The 20824-nt window shown below is 75.6% G+C and carries 18 protein-coding genes; 8 read left to right on the top strand and 10 right to left on the bottom strand.

All coding sequences use genetic code 11. The features are described from left to right. Positions 1-366 precede the first annotated feature (366 nt). Positions 367-1203, top strand: coding sequence for a class I SAM-dependent methyltransferase (locus IE287_RS09235; protein WP_189848437.1), 837 nt, complete (start codon positions 367-369; stop codon positions 1201-1203). 13 nt (positions 1204-1216) lie between these two features. Here IE287_RS09235 and IE287_RS09240 read toward each other — a convergent pair whose 3' ends face one another. Next, positions 1217-3178, bottom strand: a complete 1962-nt coding sequence (locus tag IE287_RS09240) for a DUF5107 domain-containing protein (RefSeq protein ID WP_189848438.1) — start codon at positions 3176-3178, stop codon at positions 1217-1219. Positions 3179-3335: 157 nt separating this feature from the next. Between IE287_RS09240 and IE287_RS09245 the strand changes: the two genes are divergently transcribed. Then, on the top strand, positions 3336-3671 hold the full coding sequence (locus IE287_RS09245) for a DUF6204 family protein (RefSeq protein ID WP_189848439.1): 336 nt from the start codon (positions 3336-3338) through the stop codon (positions 3669-3671). Here the strand turns inward: IE287_RS09245 and IE287_RS09250 are convergent. Genes IE287_RS09250 through IE287_RS09260 form a run of 3 tightly spaced genes read right to left on the bottom strand, consistent with a single transcriptional unit; the run spans position 3652 to position 4836 of the window. Then, a complete protein-coding gene (locus IE287_RS09250; protein WP_189848440.1) occupies positions 3652-4197 on the bottom strand; it encodes a GNAT family N-acetyltransferase in 546 nt (181 codons plus the stop codon). The genes IE287_RS09245 and IE287_RS09250 overlap by 20 nt on opposite strands. A 28-nt stretch (positions 4198-4225) precedes the next feature. Beyond that, positions 4226-4588 carry a hypothetical protein gene (locus tag IE287_RS09255; RefSeq protein WP_189848441.1) on the bottom strand — a complete coding sequence of 121 codons (363 nt, stop codon included), beginning with the start codon at positions 4586-4588 and terminating at the stop codon, positions 4226-4228. Further along, positions 4585-4836 (bottom strand): lipopolysaccharide assembly protein LapA domain-containing protein, encoded by a 252-nt coding sequence (locus IE287_RS09260; protein WP_189848442.1) that lies wholly within the window; start codon positions 4834-4836, stop codon positions 4585-4587. The genes IE287_RS09255 and IE287_RS09260 overlap by 4 nt, the downstream gene beginning before the upstream one ends. 168 nt (positions 4837-5004) lie before the next feature. Here IE287_RS09260 and IE287_RS09265 point away from each other — a divergent pair, with 168 nt between their 5' ends. From IE287_RS09265 to IE287_RS09275, 3 genes are all read left to right on the top strand, one after another. Then, positions 5005-5772: a GntR family transcriptional regulator gene (locus tag IE287_RS09265; protein ID WP_189848443.1), complete on the top strand. Its 768-nt coding sequence runs from the start codon at positions 5005-5007 to the stop codon at positions 5770-5772. 137 nt (positions 5773-5909) lie between these two features. Next, positions 5910-6998, top strand: a complete 1089-nt coding sequence (locus IE287_RS09270; protein ID WP_189848444.1) for an adenosine deaminase — start codon at positions 5910-5912, stop codon at positions 6996-6998. A gap of 52 nt (positions 6999-7050) precedes the next feature. Beyond that, entirely contained in the window at positions 7051-7704 is a 654-nt protein-coding gene (locus tag IE287_RS09275) for a GntR family transcriptional regulator (RefSeq protein WP_189848445.1), read from the top strand. Between the two features lie 144 nt (positions 7705-7848). On the opposite strand, the gene IE287_RS09280 is transcribed toward IE287_RS09275, so the two are convergent. Genes IE287_RS09280 through IE287_RS09295 form a run of 4 tightly spaced genes read right to left on the bottom strand, consistent with a single transcriptional unit; the run spans position 7849 to position 13021 of the window. Then, entirely contained in the window at positions 7849-8781 is a 933-nt protein-coding gene (locus IE287_RS09280) for a S66 peptidase family protein (RefSeq protein WP_229883359.1), read from the bottom strand. Then, the gene (locus IE287_RS09285; protein ID WP_189848446.1) at positions 8778-10778 is read right to left on the bottom strand and encodes a S9 family peptidase; all 2001 of its coding nucleotides are present in this window, start codon (positions 10776-10778) and stop codon (positions 8778-8780) included. Before IE287_RS09285 ends, IE287_RS09280 begins: the two co-directional genes overlap by 4 nt. A gap of 46 nt (positions 10779-10824) precedes the next feature. Continuing rightward, positions 10825-12195, bottom strand: a complete 1371-nt coding sequence (locus IE287_RS09290) for a M20/M25/M40 family metallo-hydrolase (protein WP_189848447.1) — start codon at positions 12193-12195, stop codon at positions 10825-10827. Beyond that, positions 12188-13021 (bottom strand): M55 family metallopeptidase, encoded by an 834-nt coding sequence (locus IE287_RS09295; protein WP_189848448.1) that lies wholly within the window; start codon positions 13019-13021, stop codon positions 12188-12190. Before IE287_RS09295 ends, IE287_RS09290 begins: the two co-directional genes overlap by 8 nt. Before the next feature lie 173 nt (positions 13022-13194). Here IE287_RS09295 and IE287_RS09300 point away from each other — a divergent pair, with 173 nt between their 5' ends. Beyond that, a complete protein-coding gene (locus IE287_RS09300; protein ID WP_189848449.1) occupies positions 13195-14400 on the top strand; it encodes a hypothetical protein in 1206 nt (401 codons plus the stop codon). A 13-nt stretch (positions 14401-14413) separates the two neighbouring features. Here IE287_RS09300 and IE287_RS09305 read toward each other — a convergent pair whose 3' ends face one another. After that, positions 14414-16882, bottom strand: coding sequence for an MFS transporter (locus tag IE287_RS09305; RefSeq protein ID WP_229883360.1), 2469 nt, complete (start codon positions 16880-16882; stop codon positions 14414-14416). Positions 16883-17152: 270 nt separating this feature from the next. Beyond that, the gene (locus tag IE287_RS09310; RefSeq protein WP_189848450.1) at positions 17153-17596 is read right to left on the bottom strand and encodes an SRPBCC family protein; all 444 of its coding nucleotides are present in this window, start codon (positions 17594-17596) and stop codon (positions 17153-17155) included. A gap of 164 nt (positions 17597-17760) precedes the next feature. Here IE287_RS09310 and IE287_RS09315 point away from each other — a divergent pair, with 164 nt between their 5' ends. Next, the gene (locus IE287_RS09315) at positions 17761-18903 is read left to right on the top strand and encodes an Rv2578c family radical SAM protein (RefSeq protein ID WP_189848451.1); all 1143 of its coding nucleotides are present in this window, start codon (positions 17761-17763) and stop codon (positions 18901-18903) included. Further along, positions 18900-20510: an alpha/beta hydrolase gene (locus IE287_RS09320; RefSeq protein ID WP_189848452.1), complete on the top strand. Its 1611-nt coding sequence runs from the start codon at positions 18900-18902 to the stop codon at positions 20508-20510. The genes IE287_RS09315 and IE287_RS09320 overlap by 4 nt, the downstream gene beginning before the upstream one ends. Positions 20511-20824 lie beyond the last annotated feature (314 nt).

Consider the following 20824-nt stretch of genomic DNA (forward strand, 5'->3'; position numbering starts at 1 on the left):
AGTGCCTGTTCACGAGGCTGTCACAGGAGGGGGCCGCCTTCCGGCGGCGGCCGGGAGGTCGCGGCGGTGTCCGGGAGGTCGCGGCGGCGGCCCGGGTTCCCCCCACGGGCCGGGCCGCGCCGCGACGCGCGCCCCCCGTGGCGCGCGTCCTGCGGGGAAACATATTGGAATTTCCTTCTAGAAGACAACTTCAATCCGTGGGTCCTCCTTCCGGCCCTCCCGGGCGTGCCGCGAACTGCCCTGCCCAGCACCCCCGTAGAACCGGAACGCCATTCACTGTTTGTCCGCATCCCAAGACGCACGTCTCAGGATGCGGAGTATGGCCCTACCGTGGAACCACGCACCCACACCGAGGGAGTCGCTTCCATGACGCACGCCGCCGAGCGGCCGAAGGCCCACGAGACCGCCGTCTACACCCATGGCCACCACGAGTCGGTCCTCCGCTCGCACACCTGGCGCACCGCCGCCAACTCGGCGGCCTACCTGCTGGGATCGCTGCGCCCGGGGCTCGACGTGCTGGACGTCGGCTGCGGCCCCGGCACCATCACCGCCGACCTGGCCGCGCTGGTCGCCCCCGGCCGGGTCACCGCCGTCGACGCCGCCGGGGACGTCCTGGCGAAGGCGCGTGCGACGGCCGCCGAACGGGGCCTGGAGAACGTGGAGTTCGCGGTCGCCGACGTGCACGCCCTGGACTTCCCCGACGACTCCTTCGACGTCGTCCACGCCCACCAGGTGCTCCAGCACGTGGGCGACCCGGTCCAGGCGCTGCGCGAGATGCGCCGCGTCTGCCGGCCGGGCGGGATCGTGGCCGCCCGCGACAGCGACTACGGCGCCTTCGGCTGGTACCCCGAGCGGCCCGCCCTGGACGGCTGGCTGGACCTCTACCACCGGGTCGCGCGCGCCAACGGCGGCGAACCCGACGCCGGGCGGCGCCTGTTCTCCTGGGCCCGGCACGCCGGATTCACCGACGTCACCGCCACCACGACCGCCTGGACCTTCACCACCCCCGACGAGCGGGCCTGGTGGAGCGGCCTGTGGGCGGACCGCACGGTCGACTCCTCCTACGCGGACCTGGCGGTCGGGGGCGGCCACGCCACCCGGGCCGGGCTGACGGAGATCGGCGAGGCCTGGCGCGAGTGGGGCACCCAGGAGGACGCCTGCTTCTTCGTGCCGCACGGCGAGATCCTGTGCCGGGTGCCCTGACCCGGCCGGAGCCTCACGGCCGCATGCGGAAATCGTAGGCGGCGGGGAGGGGTTCGTCGGTCAGGCGGGACCAGAGCTCGCCGATGACCTCGGCCCCCTCGCGGAGGTCCGGGACCTCGAAGCCCGCGTCGAAGACGGCGCGGGCCTCGCCGGGCCGCCGCTCGGCGAGGAGGATCCTCGCCTCCAGGAAGCGGAAGGCGCCCCGCGCCCGGACCTCCTCCGGCAGCCCCCGCCACAGGGCGCGGGCCCGCTCGGGCCGGCCGGCCGCCAGCTGGGCGTCGACCGCCTCCCGGGTCAGCGCGGCGGTCGCGGCGGCCCCGGCCGGCCCGTCCACGGACCCCTCCAGCTCCCCGCACGCCTCGGCGAAGCGGTGGGCGGCCCGCTCCGGATGCCCCTCCTCCCGGTCGGCCACGGCGAGGCAGTACAGCAGCGGCCACCGGACCGCCGCCCCGGCCAGGCCCCGCTCCCAGCTGCGGACCGCCTGGGCCCGGTCGCCCGCGTGCCACTGGGCGATGCCCAGGTGGTACTCGGTCGACGGGGACGCCGGGGCGGTCTCCAGCATGTCCCGCCAGGCCGGCGCGACCTGCGGCGGGAACGGCACGGCGCCCTTCGCGGGCGGCGGCAGCACGCCGGTGCGCAGCAGCTCCCGCCAGGGCGCCTGCCCGGCACCGAGGGTGGTCTCCGGGAAGGGCGTGCCAGGGAGGGCGTGACCGGCCCGCAGCACCTCCAGCGCGCCCCAGCCCGAACCGGCCGCCAGGACCGCGCCCGGCTCCGGGTCGGTGTCGGCGGCCCGCTCGCGCCAGGCGGCGTGGGCGGCGTCGACGGCGGCCCGGGGCAGCGCCCGCTCCAGGCTCCGCTCCGCCTCGGCGCGGGCGGCCGCCCAGTCGGCGCCGAGCGCGGGGCCCGGGTCGGCGGCCAGCGGCCCGTACGCCTCCAGCCAGCTCAGCTCCGACTCCGGGGCGAGTTCGAGGTGTTCGAGCTGGGTCCGGGCGAGGCCGGCCTGGATCTCGGCGTACCCCTCGGTGCCCGGGGCGGTGAGCCACTCCTGCCAGCGCCGGCCGCCGGGCCCGGTGCCCCAGACGAAGAGCTTGCGGCCGCGCAGCGCGTCGGTGGAGGTCTGGACGAGGCCGGTGCCGTCCTCGTCGAGCGCGGCGATCCAGCGGCGCCGGCCGTCCGGCACGTCGTAGAACCAGTCGGCGGCGTGGGTGCTGCGCACGGGCCGCGAGCGGTCCGTGCCGTCCGGCCCGGCCGGCACCGGGACCCGGCGCAGGCCGCGCGCGTAGCCGTGGTGCCAGGCGGCGTCGGCGGGGGCGAGGACCCGGCGGCGCTCGGGGACGGCGGTGCTGGACCACCAGTAGACGGGGGCCGGCCGCTCGTGCGGGTTGCGGACGCGGACGCCGGCGTACAGGAAGTCGGAGTCCTCCGGCAGCCACAGGTCGACCTGGAACGGCAGGTCGCGCAGGCGCTCCCACTCCCAGAGGCGGAGCATCGGGGTGCCGTCCGGCGCCGCCACGGTCGCCGCGTGCACCGGGGCGCAGGAGAGGGTGGTGTGGCCGGTGGCGCCGGTGTTCCACTCGATGCCGCCGGAGAACCACGCGCCGTTGAGGGCGAAGGCGGCGGGCTGGAAGACCGGGTTGCGGTAGACGAGTTCGCGGCCGGTCGGCTTGTGGTGCAGGGAGTGGATCCGGCCGCCGAGGCCGGGCAGGACGGTGACCCGCAGCCGGTCGTTCTCCAGGACGAGGGCGTCGAGGGCGCCCTCCGGGCGGTCCCTGCCGTAGCCGTCGCGGACCGGCGCGGGCAGCAGGCTGCGCAGCGGGGCCCGGCCGATGCCCCGCGCCATCTCGCGCGGCAGCGCGGCGAGCTCCTCGGGGCCGAGGGCGTGCGCCGGGCCGGGGACGCGGAGGGCCGGCAGCGGGTTGTCCGGGCCGAGCGGGGCCGCCGGGAGGGTGAGCACGGCACGTCGTACGGTCGTCATCCGCCCATGGAACACGCCCCCGACCGCCCTGAACAGACCGCGTGACCAGGGCTTTCCTCCGCCGGTAATGGCCGCGCGCCGCGGCGGCCCCCCGGCCTAGGGTGGAGGGTCGTCCGCTGCGGTGGCGGGCGCGCGGAGCACCACGGGAGTACGAGAGATGGGCACACCACACACCTACCGGGTCATCGTGCGGGGCACCTTCGACGGGCTGTCGCCCGAGGGCCGGGAGCGGCTGCTCGCCGAGGTGGAGGAGCACGGCCTGACGGCGATGCGCTTCACCGAGGAGGGCTCGCTCGCCTACGACCGGACGCTCCGGCACTTCTCGTACCGGCTGGTCGTCGAGTCGGACGCCGAGGACGGCGACGAGATGGCCGGCGCGCTCGCCGAGGAGCGGGTGGAGGCGGCGCTGGCCGCGCTCGGCCACGGGCACAGGGGGCTGAGGTCCACGGTGACCGACCTCGACACGATGAAGATCAACCGCAAGGGGCGGTGAGCGCCCAGCGCTCGTGGTCCCGCCAGGCCCCGTCGATGAGGAGCATGGCGGGCGAGAAGCCCTCCAGGCGGAAGCCGGCGCGGACCACCAGGGCGCGGGAGGGGGCGTTGCCCGGCTGGATGTTGGCCTCCAGCCGGTGCAGCCCCATCGGCCCGAAGGCGTGGCCGAGGAGCAGGCCGAGCGCCTCGCCCATCAGGCCCCGTCCGGCGGCGTGCGCGAAGGCGCCGTAGCCGAGGGCCCCGCTGCGGAAGGCGCCGTGGACGATGTTGTTGATCGTGAGGAAGCCGGCGATGCGCCCGCCCTCCTCCCGCTCGCAGGCGAGGAAGCCGGCCCGGGCCGGCTCCTCGATCAGCGCGCCCGCGTAGGCGGCGTACCGCTCCGGGGTGCGCGGCGGGAACAGCCAGGGCGTGTGCAGCGTCACGCTCTCCTCCGCCCGCGCGGTGAACTCCCCGGCGTCGTCGAGCGTGAACGGCCGCAGGCCCACGCGGGGGCCTGCGGCGAGGAAGCGGCCGTGATCGTCGGGCATGGGCCCAGGCTATCCCCGCCGGGGCCGGTCAGCGCCGGGCCGCCGTCACGCGGTGCGGGCAGGGCTCGCCCTTGCGCAGGACGCCGATCACGACGGTCGCGCGGCGGTCCAGACCGGCGCCCGCCGCCGGGTACTGGGTGCAGACCCGCCAGCGCGGCGGCCACAGCACCCTCCGGTCGCGGCCGCTGGCGTCGTGGACGTCGAGCCGGGTGCGGTGGTCGAGGCGGGTGAAGACCCGCCACAGGGCCCGGCCGCGGAAGTCCGGCATCGGCGGCCGGCCGGCCCGGGCCGCCCGGCGGGAGCGCCGGGAGTCCGCGTCCCCGGCCGCGCCGGCCGCCACCGCCGCGACGGCCAGCGCCGCGCCCGCCCCGATCAGGGCACCGCGCTTCATCGCGTCCCCCGCAGGCCCCTCCGGGCCGCGTACCAGCCGCAGGCCGCGCCCAGCAGCGCGGTGCCGAGCAGGGCGAGGTACAGCGGCATCGTCACCTCGGGGATCAGCAGCCGGACCTTGACCTGGCGGGTGTTCTCGAAGATGAAGACGAGCAGGAGGACCGCGACGACCGCCATCCCGATCCGTCCGGGGGTGACCGCGCCGAACCGGTCTCCCCTGCGCGTGCCCGTCGTGTCCTTGGGACTCATGCCCGCCCTCTCCTCCGTCGTCCGTCTCGGGCGTACCCGTGGCACCAGAATGGGGGGACGGGCACGTCGAGGGGACGGTGGACAGCGCCGTCCGGGTGACTTGTCAGACAACGCCGGGCCGCTACCGTGGTGACCCGACGGCGGAACGGGACGCGACGAGGAGGGACCGTGACGGTCAGCGGGCACCGGCGGCGACCGGTGGTGGCGCTCTACGAGCGGATCGCGGACGCCGTCCACGACGGCACCTACCCGCCGGGATCCACCCTCCCCTCCGAGCCGAAGCTCGCCGCCGAACTGGGCGTCAGCCGCCCCGCCCTGCGCGAGGCGCTGCTGCTGCTCCAGGAGGACGGTCTGCTCACGGTGCGCCGGGGAGTGGGCCGGACGGTGAACGCCCGGCCGCCCCGCCGCGGCTTCGAGCACCTCCAGCCGCTGGAGGAACTGATCGGCGGCGGCACGGGTCCCCGCGTCCGGGCCCTGCTGCGCACCCTGGAGGAGCCCACCGACTTCACCACCCAGCACCTGCTGGCCCCGGCCCGGGCCGAGCTGCGGTTCTGGGAGTCGGTGCTCGGCGGCGAGTCCGGGCCCACCGCGCTGTGCCACGAGTGGGCGGCGGCGGACGAGGTCCTGGACCGCGCCCACCCCGCCTTCGCCGCCGCGCTGCGGGCGGGCGAGGACGGCCCCGGGACGGCGGCGCGGCCCGCCGCGTCGATGCTCTCGGTGCTGGTCGGGGCCTCGCGGGAGGTCGCCCTGCACGCCCACAGCGGGATCACGGCCACCCTGCTCGGGCGGCGGCGCGGCGAGCAGCTGGGCCGCCCCGCGGACACCCCGGCCGTCCTGGTCACCCAGGTGGTCCGGGTCGGGGACACCCCCGTCCTGGCCGCCAAGCACATGCTGCCGACGGGCGCGCCCGCGCTGCCGGTCCTCCAGTCCCGCTGAGCCCGCGCCCGGAGCGCCCCGCGCCCCGGGCCGGCGACCGGGGCGCGCCCGGGACCTCCGCCCCCGGAGCCGTACCGGAATCCCTCCCCCGGCGGTCGCGCTCGCGCCGGGCCGGTCATGACGTACACTTCCCGGCCATGCACTTGTCTGACAACTCTGCCACGCCTGCCCGGGCCACCGTCTCCGACTGGATCCGCCGCGCCCCCAAGGCCGTCCTCCACGACCACCTCGACGGCGGGCTCCGCCCGGCCACCATCGTCGAACTGGCCCGGGAGTGCGGCTACACCGCGCTGCCGACCGAGGACCCGGCCGAGCTCGCGGTCTGGTTCCGGGACGCCGCCGACTCCGGCTCGCTGGAGCGCTACCTGGAGACCTTCGCCCACACCTGCGCGGTCATGCAGACCCGCGAGGCGCTGGTCCGGATCGCGGCCGAGTGCGCCGAGGACCTGGCGGCGGACGGGGTCGTCTACGCCGAGGTGCGGTACGCCCCCGAGCAGCACCTGGAGGCCGGACTGGGTCTCGACGAGGTCGTCGAGGCGGTCAACGACGGCTTCCGCGAGGGCGAGCGCCGCGCCGGCGGCCGGATCACCGTCCGCGCGCTGCTCACCGGCATGCGGCACACCGACCGCTCGCTGGAGATCGCGGAGCTGACCGTCGCCCACCGGGACAACGGCGTCGCCGGCTTCGACATCGCCGGCGGCGAGATCGGCAACCCGCCGGCCCGTCACCTGCCCGCCTTCCAGCACCTGAAGCGGGAGAACTGCCACTTCACCATCCACGCGGGCGAGGCCGTCGGCGCGGAGTCGATCCACGAGGCGGTGCAGGTCTGCGGCACCGAGCGGATCGGGCACGGCGTCCGGATCACCGACGACATCGCCGAGGACGGCACGCTGGGCCGGCTCGCCTCCTACGTCCGCGACAACCGGATCGCCCTGGAGGTCTGCCCGACCTCCAACCTCCAGACCGGCGCGGCCAAGGACTACGGCTCCCACCCGATCGACGAGCTGCGCCGCCTCGGCTTCCGCGTCACGCTGAACACCGACAACCGCCTGGTCTCCGGCACCACCATGAGCGAGGAGTTCCAGCACATGGCGGACGCCTTCGGGTACGGCCCCGAGGTCTTCGAGGAGTTCACGGTCGCCGCCCTGGAGGCCGCCTTCCTGCCCCTGCCGGAGCGCGAGCGGCTGATAGCGGAGATCGTGCGCCCGGGATACGCGGCGCTGTGACGGCCCCGGGGAGGGCGGCGGTCGCCGCCCTCCCCGGTGGAAGAATGGCGCCATGACAGCTGCTGAGGAGTTCAGGCCCGAGTCGGAGCGGATCACGCGCACCCTGCGCGACCAGATCATCGACGGGACGCGGGCGCCCGGCAGCCGGCTCGTGGAGCGGGAGATCGCGGCCGAGCTGGACGTGAGCCGGCTGCCGGTCCGCGACGCCCTGCGGGACCTGGTCAACGAGGGACTCGTGACGCCCCGGCCGCGCACCTGGGCGGTGGTCAGGGAGTTCACCGCCTCGGACATCGCCGACCTCATCGAGGTCCGCTCCGCCCTGGAGATCCTGGCCTTCCGGCTCGCCGCCCAGCGGCGCACCCGCGCGGGCCTCGCCAAGCTGCGCGCCGATCTCGACGCCGAGCAGGCGGCGGCGGCCCGGGGCGACGGGGCGGAGGCCCGCCGGGCGGCGGCCGACTTCCACGAGACCGTCACCGAGCTCGCCGACAACACCCTGCTGACCGAGCTGGAGGGCACGCTGCGGAGCCGGATGCGCTGGCTGCTCGGCCAGCACGACGACTTCGCCGTCGTGGCCGAGGAGCACGAGGAGCTGTTCCTCCGGATCGAGGCGCGGGACGTGGACGGCGTCGAGGAGCTGGCCCTGCGCCACCTGGAGACCAGCCAGAGCAAGGCGACCGAGCACCGGCGCCGCCTGGCGGCGGAGTAGCCCCGCCGCACCGGACCGGTCGGATCGGCTCGGATCGGCTCGGATCGGATCGGCTCGGATCGGCTCGGATCGGGGAGGACGGTCGGGTCGGCCGGAGCAGTCTGCCGGGTCAGGCCGGGTCAGGTCGGGTCAGGTCAGGTCAGGTCAGGTCAGGGCGGGTACGTCGAGGGTGAGCGTGCCCGCGTCCGCGTCGAGCACCGCGGGGACGCCGAGCGGGACGGTCGGCGCGGTGGCGCGGTGGCCGAAGCCGGCCTCCTCCACGACCGGCACGCCCAGGCCGCCGAGCCGGTCGGCGAGGACCGCGCGGACCTCCCCGTAGGGACCGCACTCCTCCCACGAGCCGAGGACGATCCCGGCGACGCCGTCGAGCCACCCGGAACGCAGCAGCTGGGTGAGGATCCGGTCCAGGCGGTACGGCTCCTCCCCCACGTCCTCCAGGAGGAGCAGCCCGCCGCGGGCGGAGGGCCGGGCGTGCGGGGTGGCGAGCTCGGCGGCGAGCAGGCTGACGCAGCCGCCGAGGGTGACTCCGGCGGCGCGGCCCGGCACCAGCGCGCTCCCCGTCGCCGGGGTGCGGACCGCCTCGGGCTCGAAGAGCGTGGCCCGCAGCGATTCCCGGGTGCGCGGCTCGGTGAGGAAGGCGGCGGTCGCGACCATCGGCCCGTGCAGGGTGGCGTGGCCCGCGCGGACGGCGAAGGCCTCGTGCAGGACGGTGGCGTCGCTGTAGCCGACGAAGGGTTTGGGGCCGGCCGCGCGGATCGCCGGCCAGTCCACCAGGTCCACCGTGCGCTGGGCCCCGTAGCCGCCCCGCGCGCAGATCACGGCGGCGACGGAGGGGTCGGTGTACGCCTCCGTCAGGTCGCGGGCGCGGTCGCGGTCGGTGCCCGCGAGGTGGCCGATCTCCGGGTGGACGTCGAGGACGTGCGGGGCGACGACCGGTTCGAGGTCCCACGCGCGCAGCAGGTCGAGCCCGGGCAGGAGCCGGTCCTCGGGCACCGGGCCGCAGGGGGCGACGACGGCGATCCGGTCCCCGGGCCGCAGCCGGGGCGGGCGGGCCAGTTCCGGTACGGCGGCCGTCACGTGCGCAGCTCCAGCTCCGGGACGTCGGGCCGGTCGAAGCCGAAGACCCGGGCGTAGAGCGCGAGTTCGGCCTCCAGGGCGCGGATCATGGTGTCGGCGTGACGGAAGCCGTGGCCTTCGCCGGGGAAGAAGAGGGAGGCGTGCGGGACGCCCCGGCCGGCGACGCGGGCGAGGAGGCGCTCGGCCTGGGCGGGCGGGCAGATGACGTCGTCGAGGCCCTGGAGGAGCAGGAAGGGCGCGGTGATGCGGTCGACGTGCTCGACCGGCGAGCGCTCCTCGTACCGCTCGGGCACCTCGTCGATGCGCCCGACGAGCCCGTCGAGGTAGCGGGACTCGAAGTCGTGGGTCTCGTCGGTGGCCCAGCCCTTGAGGTCGAGGACGGGGTAGACGATGGTGCCGCAGGCGTAGACGTCGGTGCGGACGAGGGAGGCCGCGCTGGTCCAGCCGCCGGCGCTGCCGCCGCGGATCGCGAGGCGGGCGGGGTCGGCGGCGCCCTCGGCGGCGAGGGCGGCGGCGACGGCGGCGCAGTCCTCGACGTCGACGACGCCCCACTCGCCGCGCAGCCGCTCGCGGTAGGCGCGGCCGTAGCCGGTGGAACCGCCGTAGTTGACCTCGGCGACCCCGATGCCGCGCGAGGTGAAGTAGGCGATCTCCAGGTCGAGGACGAGGGCGGAGTGCCCGGTGGGGCCGCCGTGGGCGCGGATCACGTAGGGCGGGAGCTCGCCGGCGGGTCCGGTGGCGGCGGGGTTGCGCGGCGGGTGGACGTGGGCGTGGATGTCGCGCCCGCCGGGGCCGGTGAAGGTGCGGACGACGGGGTCGGGGTAGTGGGCGGGGTCGACGGCGTCGGTGTGCGGGGAGCCGACGACCCGGGTGCGGCCGGTGCGGGTGTCGAGCTCGACGATCTCGTGGCGGCGGTCGGGGCCGGCGGCGACGCCGAGGACGCGGCTGCCGTGGACGGCGAGGGTGGAGCTCCACGCGGTCCAGGGACCGGGGGCGTCGGCGAGGGTGCCGGTGTCGGGGTCGAGTATCCCGAGGACGGCGTCGCCCCGCCCGTGGAGGACGGCGACGGGCCCGGTCTCCAGGGCCCGGAACCAGGTGAGTCCGGTCTGCCAGAGCGGTCCGGCGAACTCCTCCTCGCGGGGGCAGAGGGCCCGGAGCGGGCCGAGGGCGCCGTCGGCGGCGACCTCGGCGCGGTAGAGGTTCCACCAGCCGGTGCGGTCGCTGGCGAGGAGGAGCCGGCCGGCCGCGTCCCAGTCGGCCTGCGGCACCGACTCCTCCGGTCCGCCGGCGACCGGCCGGGCGTCCTCGAAGGTGCCGTCGGCGCTGATCGTGGCGAGGATCGCCTCGGTGCCGTCCCAGGGCATCCGGGGGTGGTCCCAGCCGAGCCAGACGGCCCGCCGGCCGTCCGGCGAGACGCGGGGCCCGGTGACGAACCGGTGGCGTCCGTCGGAGAGTTCCCGCACGGCGGTCCGGTCGTCGGCGGCGGAGCCGTCGAGCGGCACGGCGGCGAGGACCCGGCGGACGTCGGTCGGCGCGGGGCCGGTGAACTCCTCCAGGACGCACCAGACCTCGCCCCGGTCGGGCATCGGCACGGGGTCGGCCCAGCGCAGTCCGCCGCCGACCCCGGAGACGGGGGTGAGCGGCCGCGGCGCGGCGCCGGGTGCCGCGTCGGGCTCGTGGACGTACAGCCGCTGGTCGGGGAAGTGGCAGAAGACCAGCAGGGGGCCGGTGCCGGGCCGCTCGACGGCGGCCCAGGGCCGGCCGCCGTACTCGATGACCCGGCTCCGCACGTTCCACGGCGGCGGCAGGAGGGTCTCCTCGGTGCCGTCGGCACGGCGCCGGACGAGGGTGCGGCGGCCGCCCTCGGCGGGGCGGGGCGCGGTCCACCAGACCTCGTCGCCGACGGTGCCCAGGTGGTCGGGCCGCCCGTCGCCGGCGGCCGCGAGCGCGGCCGAGACGGGTGACGGCCAGCTGCCGTAGGCGGCCGTGTTCTGCATCCTCGATCCCCCAGGGTCCGGGTCGGTTCTTCGCGGGCGTGCGGGTCTACGCGGTCCTCAGGTAGTGGTCGAGCACCCGGACGCCGAAGTGCAGGGCGTCGACGGGGACCCTTTCGTCCACGCCGTGGAAGAGCGCGCCGTAGTCCAGGCCGGGGGGCAGCTTCAGCGGCGAGAAGCCGTAGCCGGTGATGCCGAGCCGGGAGAACTGCTTGGCGTCGGTGCCGCCGGACATGGTGAAGGGCAGGGCGTGCCCGTCCGGGTCGAAGCGCTCGACGGCCGCCCGCAGTTTCGCGAAGGTCGGGACGTCGACGGGGGCTTCGAGGGGCACCTCGCGGTGGTGGAACTCCCAGGCCACGTCCGGGCCGGTGAGCCGGTCCATGGTGGCGGCGAACTCCTCCTCGGTGCCGGGGAGCATCCGTCCGTCGACGTAGGCGACGGCCTGGCCGGGGATGACGTTGCACTTGTAGCCGGCCTGGAGCATCGTCGGGTTGGAGCTGTTGCGGACGGTGGCCTCGACGAGGGCGGCGGCCGGTCCGAGCTTGTCGAGGAGGAGCGGCACGTCGAGGTGGGGGTCGTCGGTGTCGACCTCGATGCCGTGCAGGGCGGCCAGCTCGGTGAGGGCGGCGCGGACGGTGGCGGTGAGCCGGACGGGCCAGGTGTGGGCGCCGATGCGGGCGACGGCGGCGGCGAGGCGGGTGACGGCGTTGGCCTCGTTGACCTTGGAGCCGTGGCCGGCCCGGCCGTGGGCGGTGAGCCTGAGCCAGGCGGTGCCCCGCTCGCCGGCGCCGATCGGGTAGAGCGTCATGCCCGGCTGGGGGTGGAAGCTGAAGGCGCCGGACTCGCTGATGCCCTCCGTGCAGCCGTCGAAGAGGGCCGCGTGCCGGTCGGCGAGGAAGCCGGAGCCGTCCGCGGCGCTGTCCTCCTCGTCGGCGGTGTAGGCGAGGACGACGTCGCGGCGCGGGCGGACGCCCTGGCGGGCCCAGGAGCGGGCGACGGCGAGGACCATCGCGTCCATGTTCTTCATGTCGACGGCGCCGCGGCCCCAGACGACGCCGTCGCGGACCTCGCCGGAGAAGGGGTGGACGGTCCACTCGGCCGGGTCGGCGGGGACGACGTCGAGGTGTCCGTGGACGAGGAGCGCGGGGGCGGTGGGGTCGGTGCCGGGGATGCGGGCGACCACGTTGGTCCGGCCCGGGGTGCGCTCCAGGAGGGTGGGGTCGAGCCCGGCTCCGGCGAGCCGCTCGGCGACGTACTCGGCGGCGGGGCGCTCGCGGCAGTCGCCGCCGCCGCGGTTGGTGGTGTCGATGCGGATGAGGTCGGAGGTGAAGGCGACGACCTCGTCGAGCGCCTTCGCGTCCGGTCCTGCGGAGGGCGCGTCCACGGGGGACGCGCCCGCGGGGGGCGTGCTGCTAGCCATACTGCTCCTCCACGGCGGCCGAGACGATCGTCGTGACCGCTTTGAACGTGCGGATCGCCTCGTACATCGTCCCGCTGGTGTAGGCGACGCGCCGCTCGCCGCTCCGCGCCACGCCGGGAACCACCGTGGCGGCGGCGCCCAGGTGCTCGGCGTCGAACTCGACCTGGACGGTGTGCGGCCCGGCGTGGACCGGGTCGTGGCGGACGGCGAGGGCGGCGGCCTCACGGGCGGCGGCCCGGATGTCGGCGGCGGTGCGGGCCGGTGTCCGGCACACGGCCGCGTACCGCGAGACGTGGTCCTTGACGGCGACCTTGAGGGCCTCGGGGGCGTAGTCGACGGCGTCCTCGCAGGTGAGGTCGTCGCCGGTGACGAGGACGACGGGGACGCCGTACTCGGCGACCACGTGCGCGTTGAGCACGCCCTCGCTGGCCCGGAGGCCGTTCAGCCAGACGCCGGTGATCGAGTTGGCCAGGTAGGTGTGGGCGAGGACGCCCTCGGCGCCGGCGCCGGTGTGGTAGCCGACGAAGGCGATCCCGTCGACGTCCCCGTGCTGGACGCCCTCGACCATCGACAGCGCCTTGTGCCGCCCGGTGAGCATCTCGACGCGCTCGTCGAGCCGCTCCAGGAGGAGGTTCCGCATCGTCCAGTGCGCCTCGTTCACCAGCACCTCGTCGGCTCCGCCGTCGAAGAAGCCGAGCGCCGCCGCGTTCACGTCCGAGGTGAACATCGGGCGGCAGCGCTCCCACTGCGCCGTGCCGGGCAGCACGTCGGCGGGCCAGGTGACGCCGGTGGCGCCCTCCATGTCGGCGCTGATGAGGATCTTCATGTCAGGCACCGTACGCGCCGCCGGACGCCCGTACCACCCCTGTGGAAAACCGCCACCGGCCTGGACCACCGGCACGTTCCCGCCCGTTCTCCGAAACGGACCAAACATCGCCAAGAGGTATGTATAGGCTGTCGGCCGCAGTTGTCCCGCCCGACCGAACCGGAGTGCCCTCGGTGACCATCGCCCTCGATCCGTCCGACACCACCCCCACCCCCGCCGACGAGCCGGAGGAGGGCTTCTGGGTCCCCGGGGCGGCGGAGCCGCAGGCCGCCCCCGGCCCCGGTGCGCCCGAGGAGGACGGGGCGCCCGAGGAGGCCGCGGGAGGCGTGGAGGACGCCGGGGCCGGGGAGGACGCGGAGGACGCGTCCGCCGACCCCGCCGACCACGACCCCGTCGTGGTGCGGGACGCCCGGGACTTCGGGGTCTACGCCCGGACCGGCGGCTGGGCGTTCGCGCTCAAGGTGGCGCGCAGCGTGCGGCCCGGCGGGCAGCCCGCCGAGGGCGCGGCGGCCCGGAAGGTGTCGGCGCGCGCGTTCGCGGCGCTGGCCGGGTGCTCGGCGGAGCGCGTGATGCGGTACTACAAGGCGTGGGACATGGCGGCCGACGACGGTCTGGTGCCGCAGTTCGAGGTGCTGGAGCCGGGCGCGGAGATCGACCTGCCGGACGCGGACGTCTGGCTGTCGTACTACGCCTCCCGCAACAGCGCCTCCTCCGTGCGCGGGCAGGCGATCAGCGCGGCGGCCGAGGCGGAGGGCATCCGGCCGACGAAGGCGCTGGAGGTGGCGGAGAACCCGACGGCGCTGCGGGCCGCGATCCTCGCCGACCCGGGGACGGCCGAGGCGGCGCGCGGGGCGCTGCTCGACCGGATGAAGGAGGACCCGGCGCTCCAGACGGAGATGGCCCGGGCCATCGCCCGCACCGACGACCTGAAGAAGGCGGTGGCGAGCGAGGCGAAGGTCGCGGACCGGATCGGCTACGTCCGCCAGATCGTCGAGAACGGTCAGGTCAAGACGCCCGCTGGGCAGACCGTCGAGGCGCCGGCCGAGGTGCGCGCGGAGGCCGAGCGGCACCTGTCGCTGCTCGACGAGCTGGACGACTCGGAGGAGGCCGGCGAGTGGGCCGGCGAGGCCTACGAGTCGGTGCGGGGGCTCGTCGCCAGGGCCGTCGAGGAGGACCCGGCGCTGCGCGTCCAGGAGCGCAGGACCCGCTTCTACAGCAGCCTGCAGAAGGCCACGAAGGTCTTCGAGGAGCTGACGCTCGACGAGGTCATGGAGGAGGAGATCTACGAGGAGGACATGCTCCAGCGGCTCGAAGCCCTCCAGGAGGCGATCGGCAGCTGCATCGCCGCGCTGCGCAAGGCGGCGCCGGCCGCCTCCTGAGGTCCGGGTCCGGTCAGTCCTGGTGGCCGAGCTGGAGGTCGCGCTCGGTGCGGCCGCCGCCGGCCACCTGGAGGACGGTGGCGACGGGCGGGTAGCCGGCGGCGATGACCGTGTACTCGCCGGAGGACAGGTCGACGAAGCGGAAGGTGCCGTCGGGCCCGGTGGTGAGGGTGTCGACGACGTTCCCCGCCGCGTCCAGGAGGGTGACCCGGGCGTCCTCCACCGGGCGCCCGCCGCCGGCCCGGACGGTGCCGCGCAGCACGGCGCCGCCCGCCAGCTCGATGTCCTGCCGGGTCTCGCGGGAGGACTGGACGCTGACCGGGACGGCGGCGGGCCGGAAGGCGGGGGCGCTGGCGGCGAGGGTGTACTCGCCGGCGACCAGCTCGGTGATGACGTACCCGCCCTCGCGTCCGCTGCGGGTGGAGGCGACGACCTCGCCGCGCACGTCGGTGAGGGTGACGGCGGCGTCGCGGACGGGGGTGCCGTCGGCGGTGAGGACGCTGCCCGCGAGGCGGCCGGCGCCGCCGAGGACGACGTCGAGCTCGACGGGCCGGTCGCCGACGGTGACGGAGACCGCCTGCGGCTGGTGCCCGCCGGCGGCGGCGATGAGCACGTACGCGCCGCTGCCGGGCACGCTGAGCGCGTACCGCCCGTCCTCACCGCTGGCGCCGCGCCCGATCTGGCGCCCGCCGACGTCGATGAGGGTGAGGGCGGCACGGGGGACGCGGCTGCCGTCGTGGTGCTGGACGGTGCCGCAGACCGGCAGACCGCCGTGGTGGTGGGCGGGGGCCGGGGCCGGGGCGGGGGCCGCGTGACGGGCGGGCGGCACGGCCTGGGCGGCGGCCCGGTCGTAGGGGGCGTCGGCGGCCTCGGTGGCGGGGCTGTGGTGGGACACCAGCGGTTTCTCCTTGAGGAAGAAGGCGAGGACGAGGCCGAGCACGAGGACCGGCACGAGGTAGAGGAAGATGCGCGGCATGGCGTCCGCGTACGCCTGGACGTAGAGGTCGCGCACGGCCGGCGGCAGGGCGTGCACGGTCTGCGGGGTGATCGCCTCGGCGGGCGGCAGGGCGGTCGCGCCCTGGGCGCCGGAGCCCTGGAGCGCGGGGAGCCGGTCGGCGAGGGCGTCGTCGAGGCGGGCGGCGAAGACGGTGCCGAAGACCGCGGCGCCGACGCTGCCGCCGATCTGGCGGAAGTAGTTGTGGGCGCTGGTGGCGGTGCCGAGGTCGGCGGGGCGGACCGAGTTCTGCACGGCGAGGATCAGCACGGGCATGATCAGGCCGATGCCGGTGCCGAGGACGGCCTGCCAGAGGCTGTGGGTGAGGCGGGGCGTGCCGATGTCCATGCGGGAGAGCAGGCCCATGCCGAGGACGGCGAGGGCGGCGCCGAGGACCGGGTAGGCCTTGTAGCGGCCGGTGCGGCTGATGAGCTGGCCGGAGACGACGGAGGCGACGACGATCCCGCCCATGAGCGGGAGCATCAGGAGTCCGGACTCGGTGGCGGTGGCGCCCTCGACCATCTGGAGGAAGCTCGGCAGGTAGCTGGCGGCGCCGAAGAGGGCGATGCCGACGACGGCGCCGACGAGCGCGGTGACCGTGAAGACGGAGTCGCGGAACAGCCGCAGCGGGATGAGGGGTTCGGGCGCGAGGTGCTCGACGACCAGGAAGAGCAGGACGGTTCCGGCGGCGCCGCAGCCGAGGCCGATGATGACCCGGTCGTCCCAGTCGTACTCCGTCCCGCCCCAACTGGTCAGCAGGACCAGACAGGTGGAGGCGGCGGCGAGGAGCAGGGTGCCGAGGACGTCGAAGCGTGCGCGGGTCTTCGGCTTGGGCAGTTTCAGGACGACGGCGACGACGGCGAGGGTGACGAGCCCGAAGGGCACGTTGAAGTAGAAGCACCAGCGCCAGGAGACGTGGTCGGTGAAGAAGCCGCCGAGGAGCGGTCCGGCGACGGAGGCGAGGCCGAAGGCGGCGCCGATCATGCCCATGTAGCGGCCGCGTTCGCGGGCGGGGACGATGTCGGCGATGATCGCCTGGACGCCGATCATGAGGCCGCCGGCGCCGGCGCCCTGGAGGGCGCGGAAGGCGATGAGCTCGTCCATGCTGCGGGACCAGCCGGCGAGTCCGGAGCCGATGACGAAGACGACGATGGCGAAGAGGAAGACGCCCTTGCGGCCGAGGAGGTCGCCGAGCTTGCCGTAGACGGGCAGGCCGATGGTGGAGGTCAGCAAGTAGGCGGTGATCGCCCAGGACATCCGGTCCAGGCCCTGGAGTTCGCCGACGATCTTCGGCAGGGCGGTGGCGACGATCATCTGCTCCAGCGCGGCGAGGAGCAGCGCGAGCATCAGGCCGAAGAAGACGAGGCGGACCCGGCGGGGGTCGAGCGGGGTGTCGGCCGGGGGCGGCGGCGGGGGTCCGCCGGCCGGCCCGTCGCCGGGGAGCGCGGCGGCCCCTCCGGCGTCCTTCACCAGCGTGATCGCACCCACGTACGGCTCCCCTCGTCACGGCTCCGGCCGGGCTCGGAAGCGGCCTCGGCGCCGGGCCATTCTTCGCATCGGGCGCGAAGCGGGAGCAAGTCGGGCGGTACGGGCGCGCGGTGGCCCGACGGGGGTGCGGTGCGGGCGAACGGCGCGGAGCGGAGGGGCACTTGCGGCGCTCATCAGCGCGTTTGCGGAACTCCCCGCGCCCCCTCGGCATGCCGGGCGCCGGTACGGGGGCGGCGGGGAATCCACTCGAATCGGTGAACGCCCCGGGCGTTACTTCTCGGTCTCGGCCGCCAGGTTGGCGAGCACGGCGTCGTGGATCCGGGCGAGGCCCTTGGGGGCGAAGGTCCGCTCGAAGAAGCCGCCGATGCCGCCGGCGCCGTTCCAGACGGAGGTGACGACGGCGCGGGACCTGCCCTCGCCGGCCGGGGTCACGGTCCAGGTGGTGACCATGGAGGAGTTGCGGTCCTTCTCGACGAGCTGCCCGTCGGTGGGCTCGGTGACCTCCAGGAGGCAGTCGCGGACGCGCTTGCTGGTGGCCTGGAGCTTCCAGTGGACGAGGGTGCCCTCGCCGTCGCCGCCCTCGCGCACCTCGTACTCGCTGTAGTGCTCGGGCAGCAGCTTCGCGCGCGTGCCGCTGTAGTCGGCCAGCGTGTCGAACACGGTCTCCGCGTCCGCCGCGATGATCCGTTCCGTCGTGGCCTCGACCTGCGCCATCGCATTTCCTCCAGCTGTCATGGTTCGTCGGGGGGTGTGGGCCCAAGCGAACCACGTGCCCCGCGGGGCGCGAAATCGGGGTTGCGACGATCAAGGGAACGGATGTTCTATTCTGGGCGCCGCGTCAATCGAACGTCTGCACGAGCGAGAGCGAGGAGGCGCCCATGCGCCGGGATCACCTGGGCGAGAACCCTCCCGCGCCCGCCGACGCCTCCCCGTGGGGCGCGGACGCGGCCACCGTCCGCACCCTCGAAGGGCCCGAGTTCCGCGGCGTCACCTTCCACGAGATCCGGGCCCGCACCATCCTCGACCGGGTCCCGGGCGCCTCCCGGATGCCCTTCGAATGGACCGTGAACCCCTACCGGGGCTGCGCGCACGCGTGCGTCTACTGCTTCGCGCGCGGGGCCCACGGCCGCCTCGGCCTCGGCACCGGCCCCGGCTTCGACTCCCGGATCGTCGTCAAGGTCAACGCCCCCGAGCTCCTCGCCCGCCAGCTCGCCTCCCGCCACTGGCAGGGCGCCCACATCGCGATGGGCACCGACGTCGACTGCTACCAGCGGGCCGAGGCCGGGTACCGGCTCATGCCCGGCATCCTCACCGCGCTCCGCGACCGGGCCAACCCCTTCTCCCTCCTCACCAAGGGCACCCTGATCCTGCGCGACCTGGAGCTGCTCGCCCAGGCCGCCGAGGTCACCGAGGTCGGCGTCTCCGTCTCGGTCGGCTTCACCGACGAGGAGCTGTGGCGCACCCTCGAACCGGGCACGCCCTCCCCGCACCACCGCCTCGACGTGGTCCGGGCCCTGGGCGAGCGCGGCATCGACTGCGGGGTCCTGATGGCGCCCGTCGTGCCGTTCCTCGGCGACTCCCCCGAGCAGCTGCGCGCCACCGTCCGCGCCGCCGCCGAGGCCGGCGCCGTCTCCGTCACCCCCCTCGTCCTCCACCTGCGGCCCGGTGCCCGCGAGTGGTTCACGGCCTGGCTCGCCCGCCGCCACCCCGGGCTGGTCGGACGGTACGAGCGGATGTACGCCGGCGGCGCCTACGCCCCGACCCGGTACCAGCGCAGCGTCACCCGCCAGGTCCACGAGCTCGCCGCCGAGTTCGGGATCGGTCCCGCCGACCGGGCCGCCCCGCGCCCCGCCCCCGGCCCGCCGCCGCCGACGCGCGACCCGGAGCACCTCGCCGCGCTCCGGGCCCGCCGACACGCCGAGAGGTCACCTGACACGCCGTCATCGACCCCTCCGTTCGGGTCGATTACCGCCGGAACAGGTCGTGTCCCCCCGCCCCGCGGGGCACTCCACGCTCCATGACCACCCGCGCAGGAATGCTGATCGCCGCTGGGGCACTGGTCGCCGGGACGGTCACCGTCCTGCCCGCGTCCGCAGCGGGCACCGGTGAACCGGCCCCCCGCCCCCTCCCCTCCCTCGCCTGGACCGGCTGCGCCACCAAGGCGTATCCCCGGCTCCAGTGCGCCACCCTCGAGGTGCCGCTCGTCCACGACGACCCGGCCGGCCGGAGCATCACGCTCGCGCTGACCCGGATCCCGCACACCGCCGAGACCTCCCTGGGGCCGCTCCTGGTCAACCCGGGCGGCCCGGGCGGCAGCGGGCGCGGCATGGCCGGCTACGTCGCCGCCTCGCTGCCCGCCGACGTCGCGGCCCGGTACGACGTCATCGGCTTCGACCCGCGCGGCGTCGGCAGCAGCGAGCCCGCGCTCGACTGCCGGCCCGGCCACTTCGACCCGGTGCGCCCCGACTCGGTGCCGCGCGGCACCGACGCCGAGCGCGCCGCCCTGGAGCGCGCCCAGGCCTTCGCCGCCGCGTGCGGCAAGAAGCACCAGGACGTCCTCCCGTACATCGACACCGTCTCCACCGCCCGCGACATCGACCTCATCCGGCGGGCGCTGGGCACCGAGCGGATCAACTACCTCGGCTACTCGTACGGCACCTACCTGGGTGCGGTCTACGCCCGCCTGTACCCGGAGCGGGTGGGCCGGATGGCGCTGGACTCCGTGGTCAACCCGAACGGCGTCTGGTACGAGGACAACATCGCGCAGGACTACGCCTTCGACACCCGCCACAAGGACTTCATGGCCTGGGTGGCCGAGCACGACGCCGCCTACGGGCTGGGCACCGACCCGGCCGCCGTCGAGGCCGCCTGGTACCGGATGCGCGAGGAGCTGCGCGACTCCCCGGCCGGCGGCAAGGTCGGCCCCGGGGAGCTGGAGGACACCTTCCTGCCCGGCGGCTACTACGACGGCTACTGGCCGAAGCTCGCGAGCGCCTTCTCGGCGTACGTGAACGAGGAGGACCCGGCGCCGCTCACCGCCGCCTGGGAGCGGTACGGCGAGGCCGACTCCGCCGCCGACAACGGCTACTCCGTCTACACCGCCGTCCAGTGCCGGGACGCCGCCTGGCCCAAGGACTGGAACGTCTGGCGCAAGGACAACTGGGACGTCCACGCCAAGGCGCCCTTCTCCACCTGGAACAACGCCTGGTACAACGCGCCCTGCGCGTTCTGGCCGGTGGCACCGCTCAGCCCGCCGGACGTCACCAACGACCAGCTGCCGCCGGTCCTCATCCTCCAGGCCACCGAGGACGCCGCCACCCCGTACGAGGGCGCGCTCGCCCTGCACCGGATGGTGCGCGGCTCCAGCCTGGTCGTCGAGCAGGGCGGCGGGAACCACGGCGTGACCCTGGCGGGGAACGACTGCCTCGACGCGCACCTGAGCACCTACCTCGCCACCGGCACCGTGCCGCGCGCCGAGGGCGACTCCGAGGTGGACGCGGTCTGCGCCGCCCTGCCCGGGCCCGAGCCCGACCCGGCCGCCGCGCCGAAGGACGCCGGCCGGAAGGCCTCGGCCCCGATGCAGGCCGCCGGGACGGCCCTCCACGGCCTCCTCGGCCACGTGCGCTGACCCCGGTCCACCGCCCGTGGCGATGCCCGCGCCCCCCGGGGTGCGGGCATCGCCACGGGCGCGCTGGTCCGGCCCGCACCGCTGCTGCTACGTTGGCGCGCGTGTTCCTCTTCCGTGCGTAGGAGTCGGCGTCCCGACCTCCGTGCCCAGGGTCCGTCCCCGGCGCGGCGTCCCGCCGTCCCCGCACACCCGGCGCGCTCCCCCCTGGGCTGAAGCGCGCCCTCTCCGAGGAACACCACCGTGTCCGTGTCACCCCCCGCCCCCACGCCTTCCGCCGTGCCCTCGTACGCGGCGGTGCTGCGGGCCCCCTACGC

Origin of the sequence: Streptomyces omiyaensis (assembly GCF_014650895.1) — a bacterium.
Classification (GTDB): Bacteria; Actinomycetota; Actinomycetes; order Streptomycetales; family Streptomycetaceae; genus Streptomyces; species Streptomyces omiyaensis.

What these genes read in the sequence shown, in the direction of transcription:
- IE287_RS09235 (WP_189848437.1), top strand. Translation starts at nt 367, where the DNA reads ATGACGCACGCCGCCGAGCGGCCGAAGGCCCACGAGACCGCCGTCTAC.
- IE287_RS09240 (WP_189848438.1), bottom strand. Translation starts at nt 3,178, where the DNA reads ATGACGACCGTACGACGTGCCGTGCTCACCCTCCCGGCGGCCCCGCTC.
- IE287_RS09245 (WP_189848439.1), top strand. Translation starts at nt 3,336, where the DNA reads ATGGGCACACCACACACCTACCGGGTCATCGTGCGGGGCACCTTCGAC.
- IE287_RS09250 (WP_189848440.1), bottom strand. Translation starts at nt 4,197, where the DNA reads ATGCCCGACGATCACGGCCGCTTCCTCGCCGCAGGCCCCCGCGTGGGC.
- IE287_RS09255 (WP_189848441.1), bottom strand. Translation starts at nt 4,588, where the DNA reads ATGAAGCGCGGTGCCCTGATCGGGGCGGGCGCGGCGCTGGCCGTCGCG.
- IE287_RS09260 (WP_189848442.1), bottom strand. Translation starts at nt 4,836, where the DNA reads ATGAGTCCCAAGGACACGACGGGCACGCGCAGGGGAGACCGGTTCGGC.
- IE287_RS09270 (WP_189848444.1), top strand. Translation starts at nt 5,910, where the DNA reads ATGCACTTGTCTGACAACTCTGCCACGCCTGCCCGGGCCACCGTCTCC.
- IE287_RS09275 (WP_189848445.1), top strand. Translation starts at nt 7,051, where the DNA reads ATGACAGCTGCTGAGGAGTTCAGGCCCGAGTCGGAGCGGATCACGCGC.
- IE287_RS09285 (WP_189848446.1), bottom strand. Translation starts at nt 10,778, where the DNA reads ATGCAGAACACGGCCGCCTACGGCAGCTGGCCGTCACCCGTCTCGGCC.
- IE287_RS09290 (WP_189848447.1), bottom strand. Translation starts at nt 12,195, where the DNA reads ATGGCTAGCAGCACGCCCCCCGCGGGCGCGTCCCCCGTGGACGCGCCC.
- IE287_RS09295 (WP_189848448.1), bottom strand. Translation starts at nt 13,021, where the DNA reads ATGAAGATCCTCATCAGCGCCGACATGGAGGGCGCCACCGGCGTCACC.
- IE287_RS09310 (WP_189848450.1), bottom strand. Translation starts at nt 17,596, where the DNA reads ATGGCGCAGGTCGAGGCCACGACGGAACGGATCATCGCGGCGGACGCG.
- IE287_RS09315 (WP_189848451.1), top strand. Translation starts at nt 17,761, where the DNA reads ATGCGCCGGGATCACCTGGGCGAGAACCCTCCCGCGCCCGCCGACGCC.
- IE287_RS09320 (WP_189848452.1), top strand. Translation starts at nt 18,900, where the DNA reads ATGACCACCCGCGCAGGAATGCTGATCGCCGCTGGGGCACTGGTCGCC.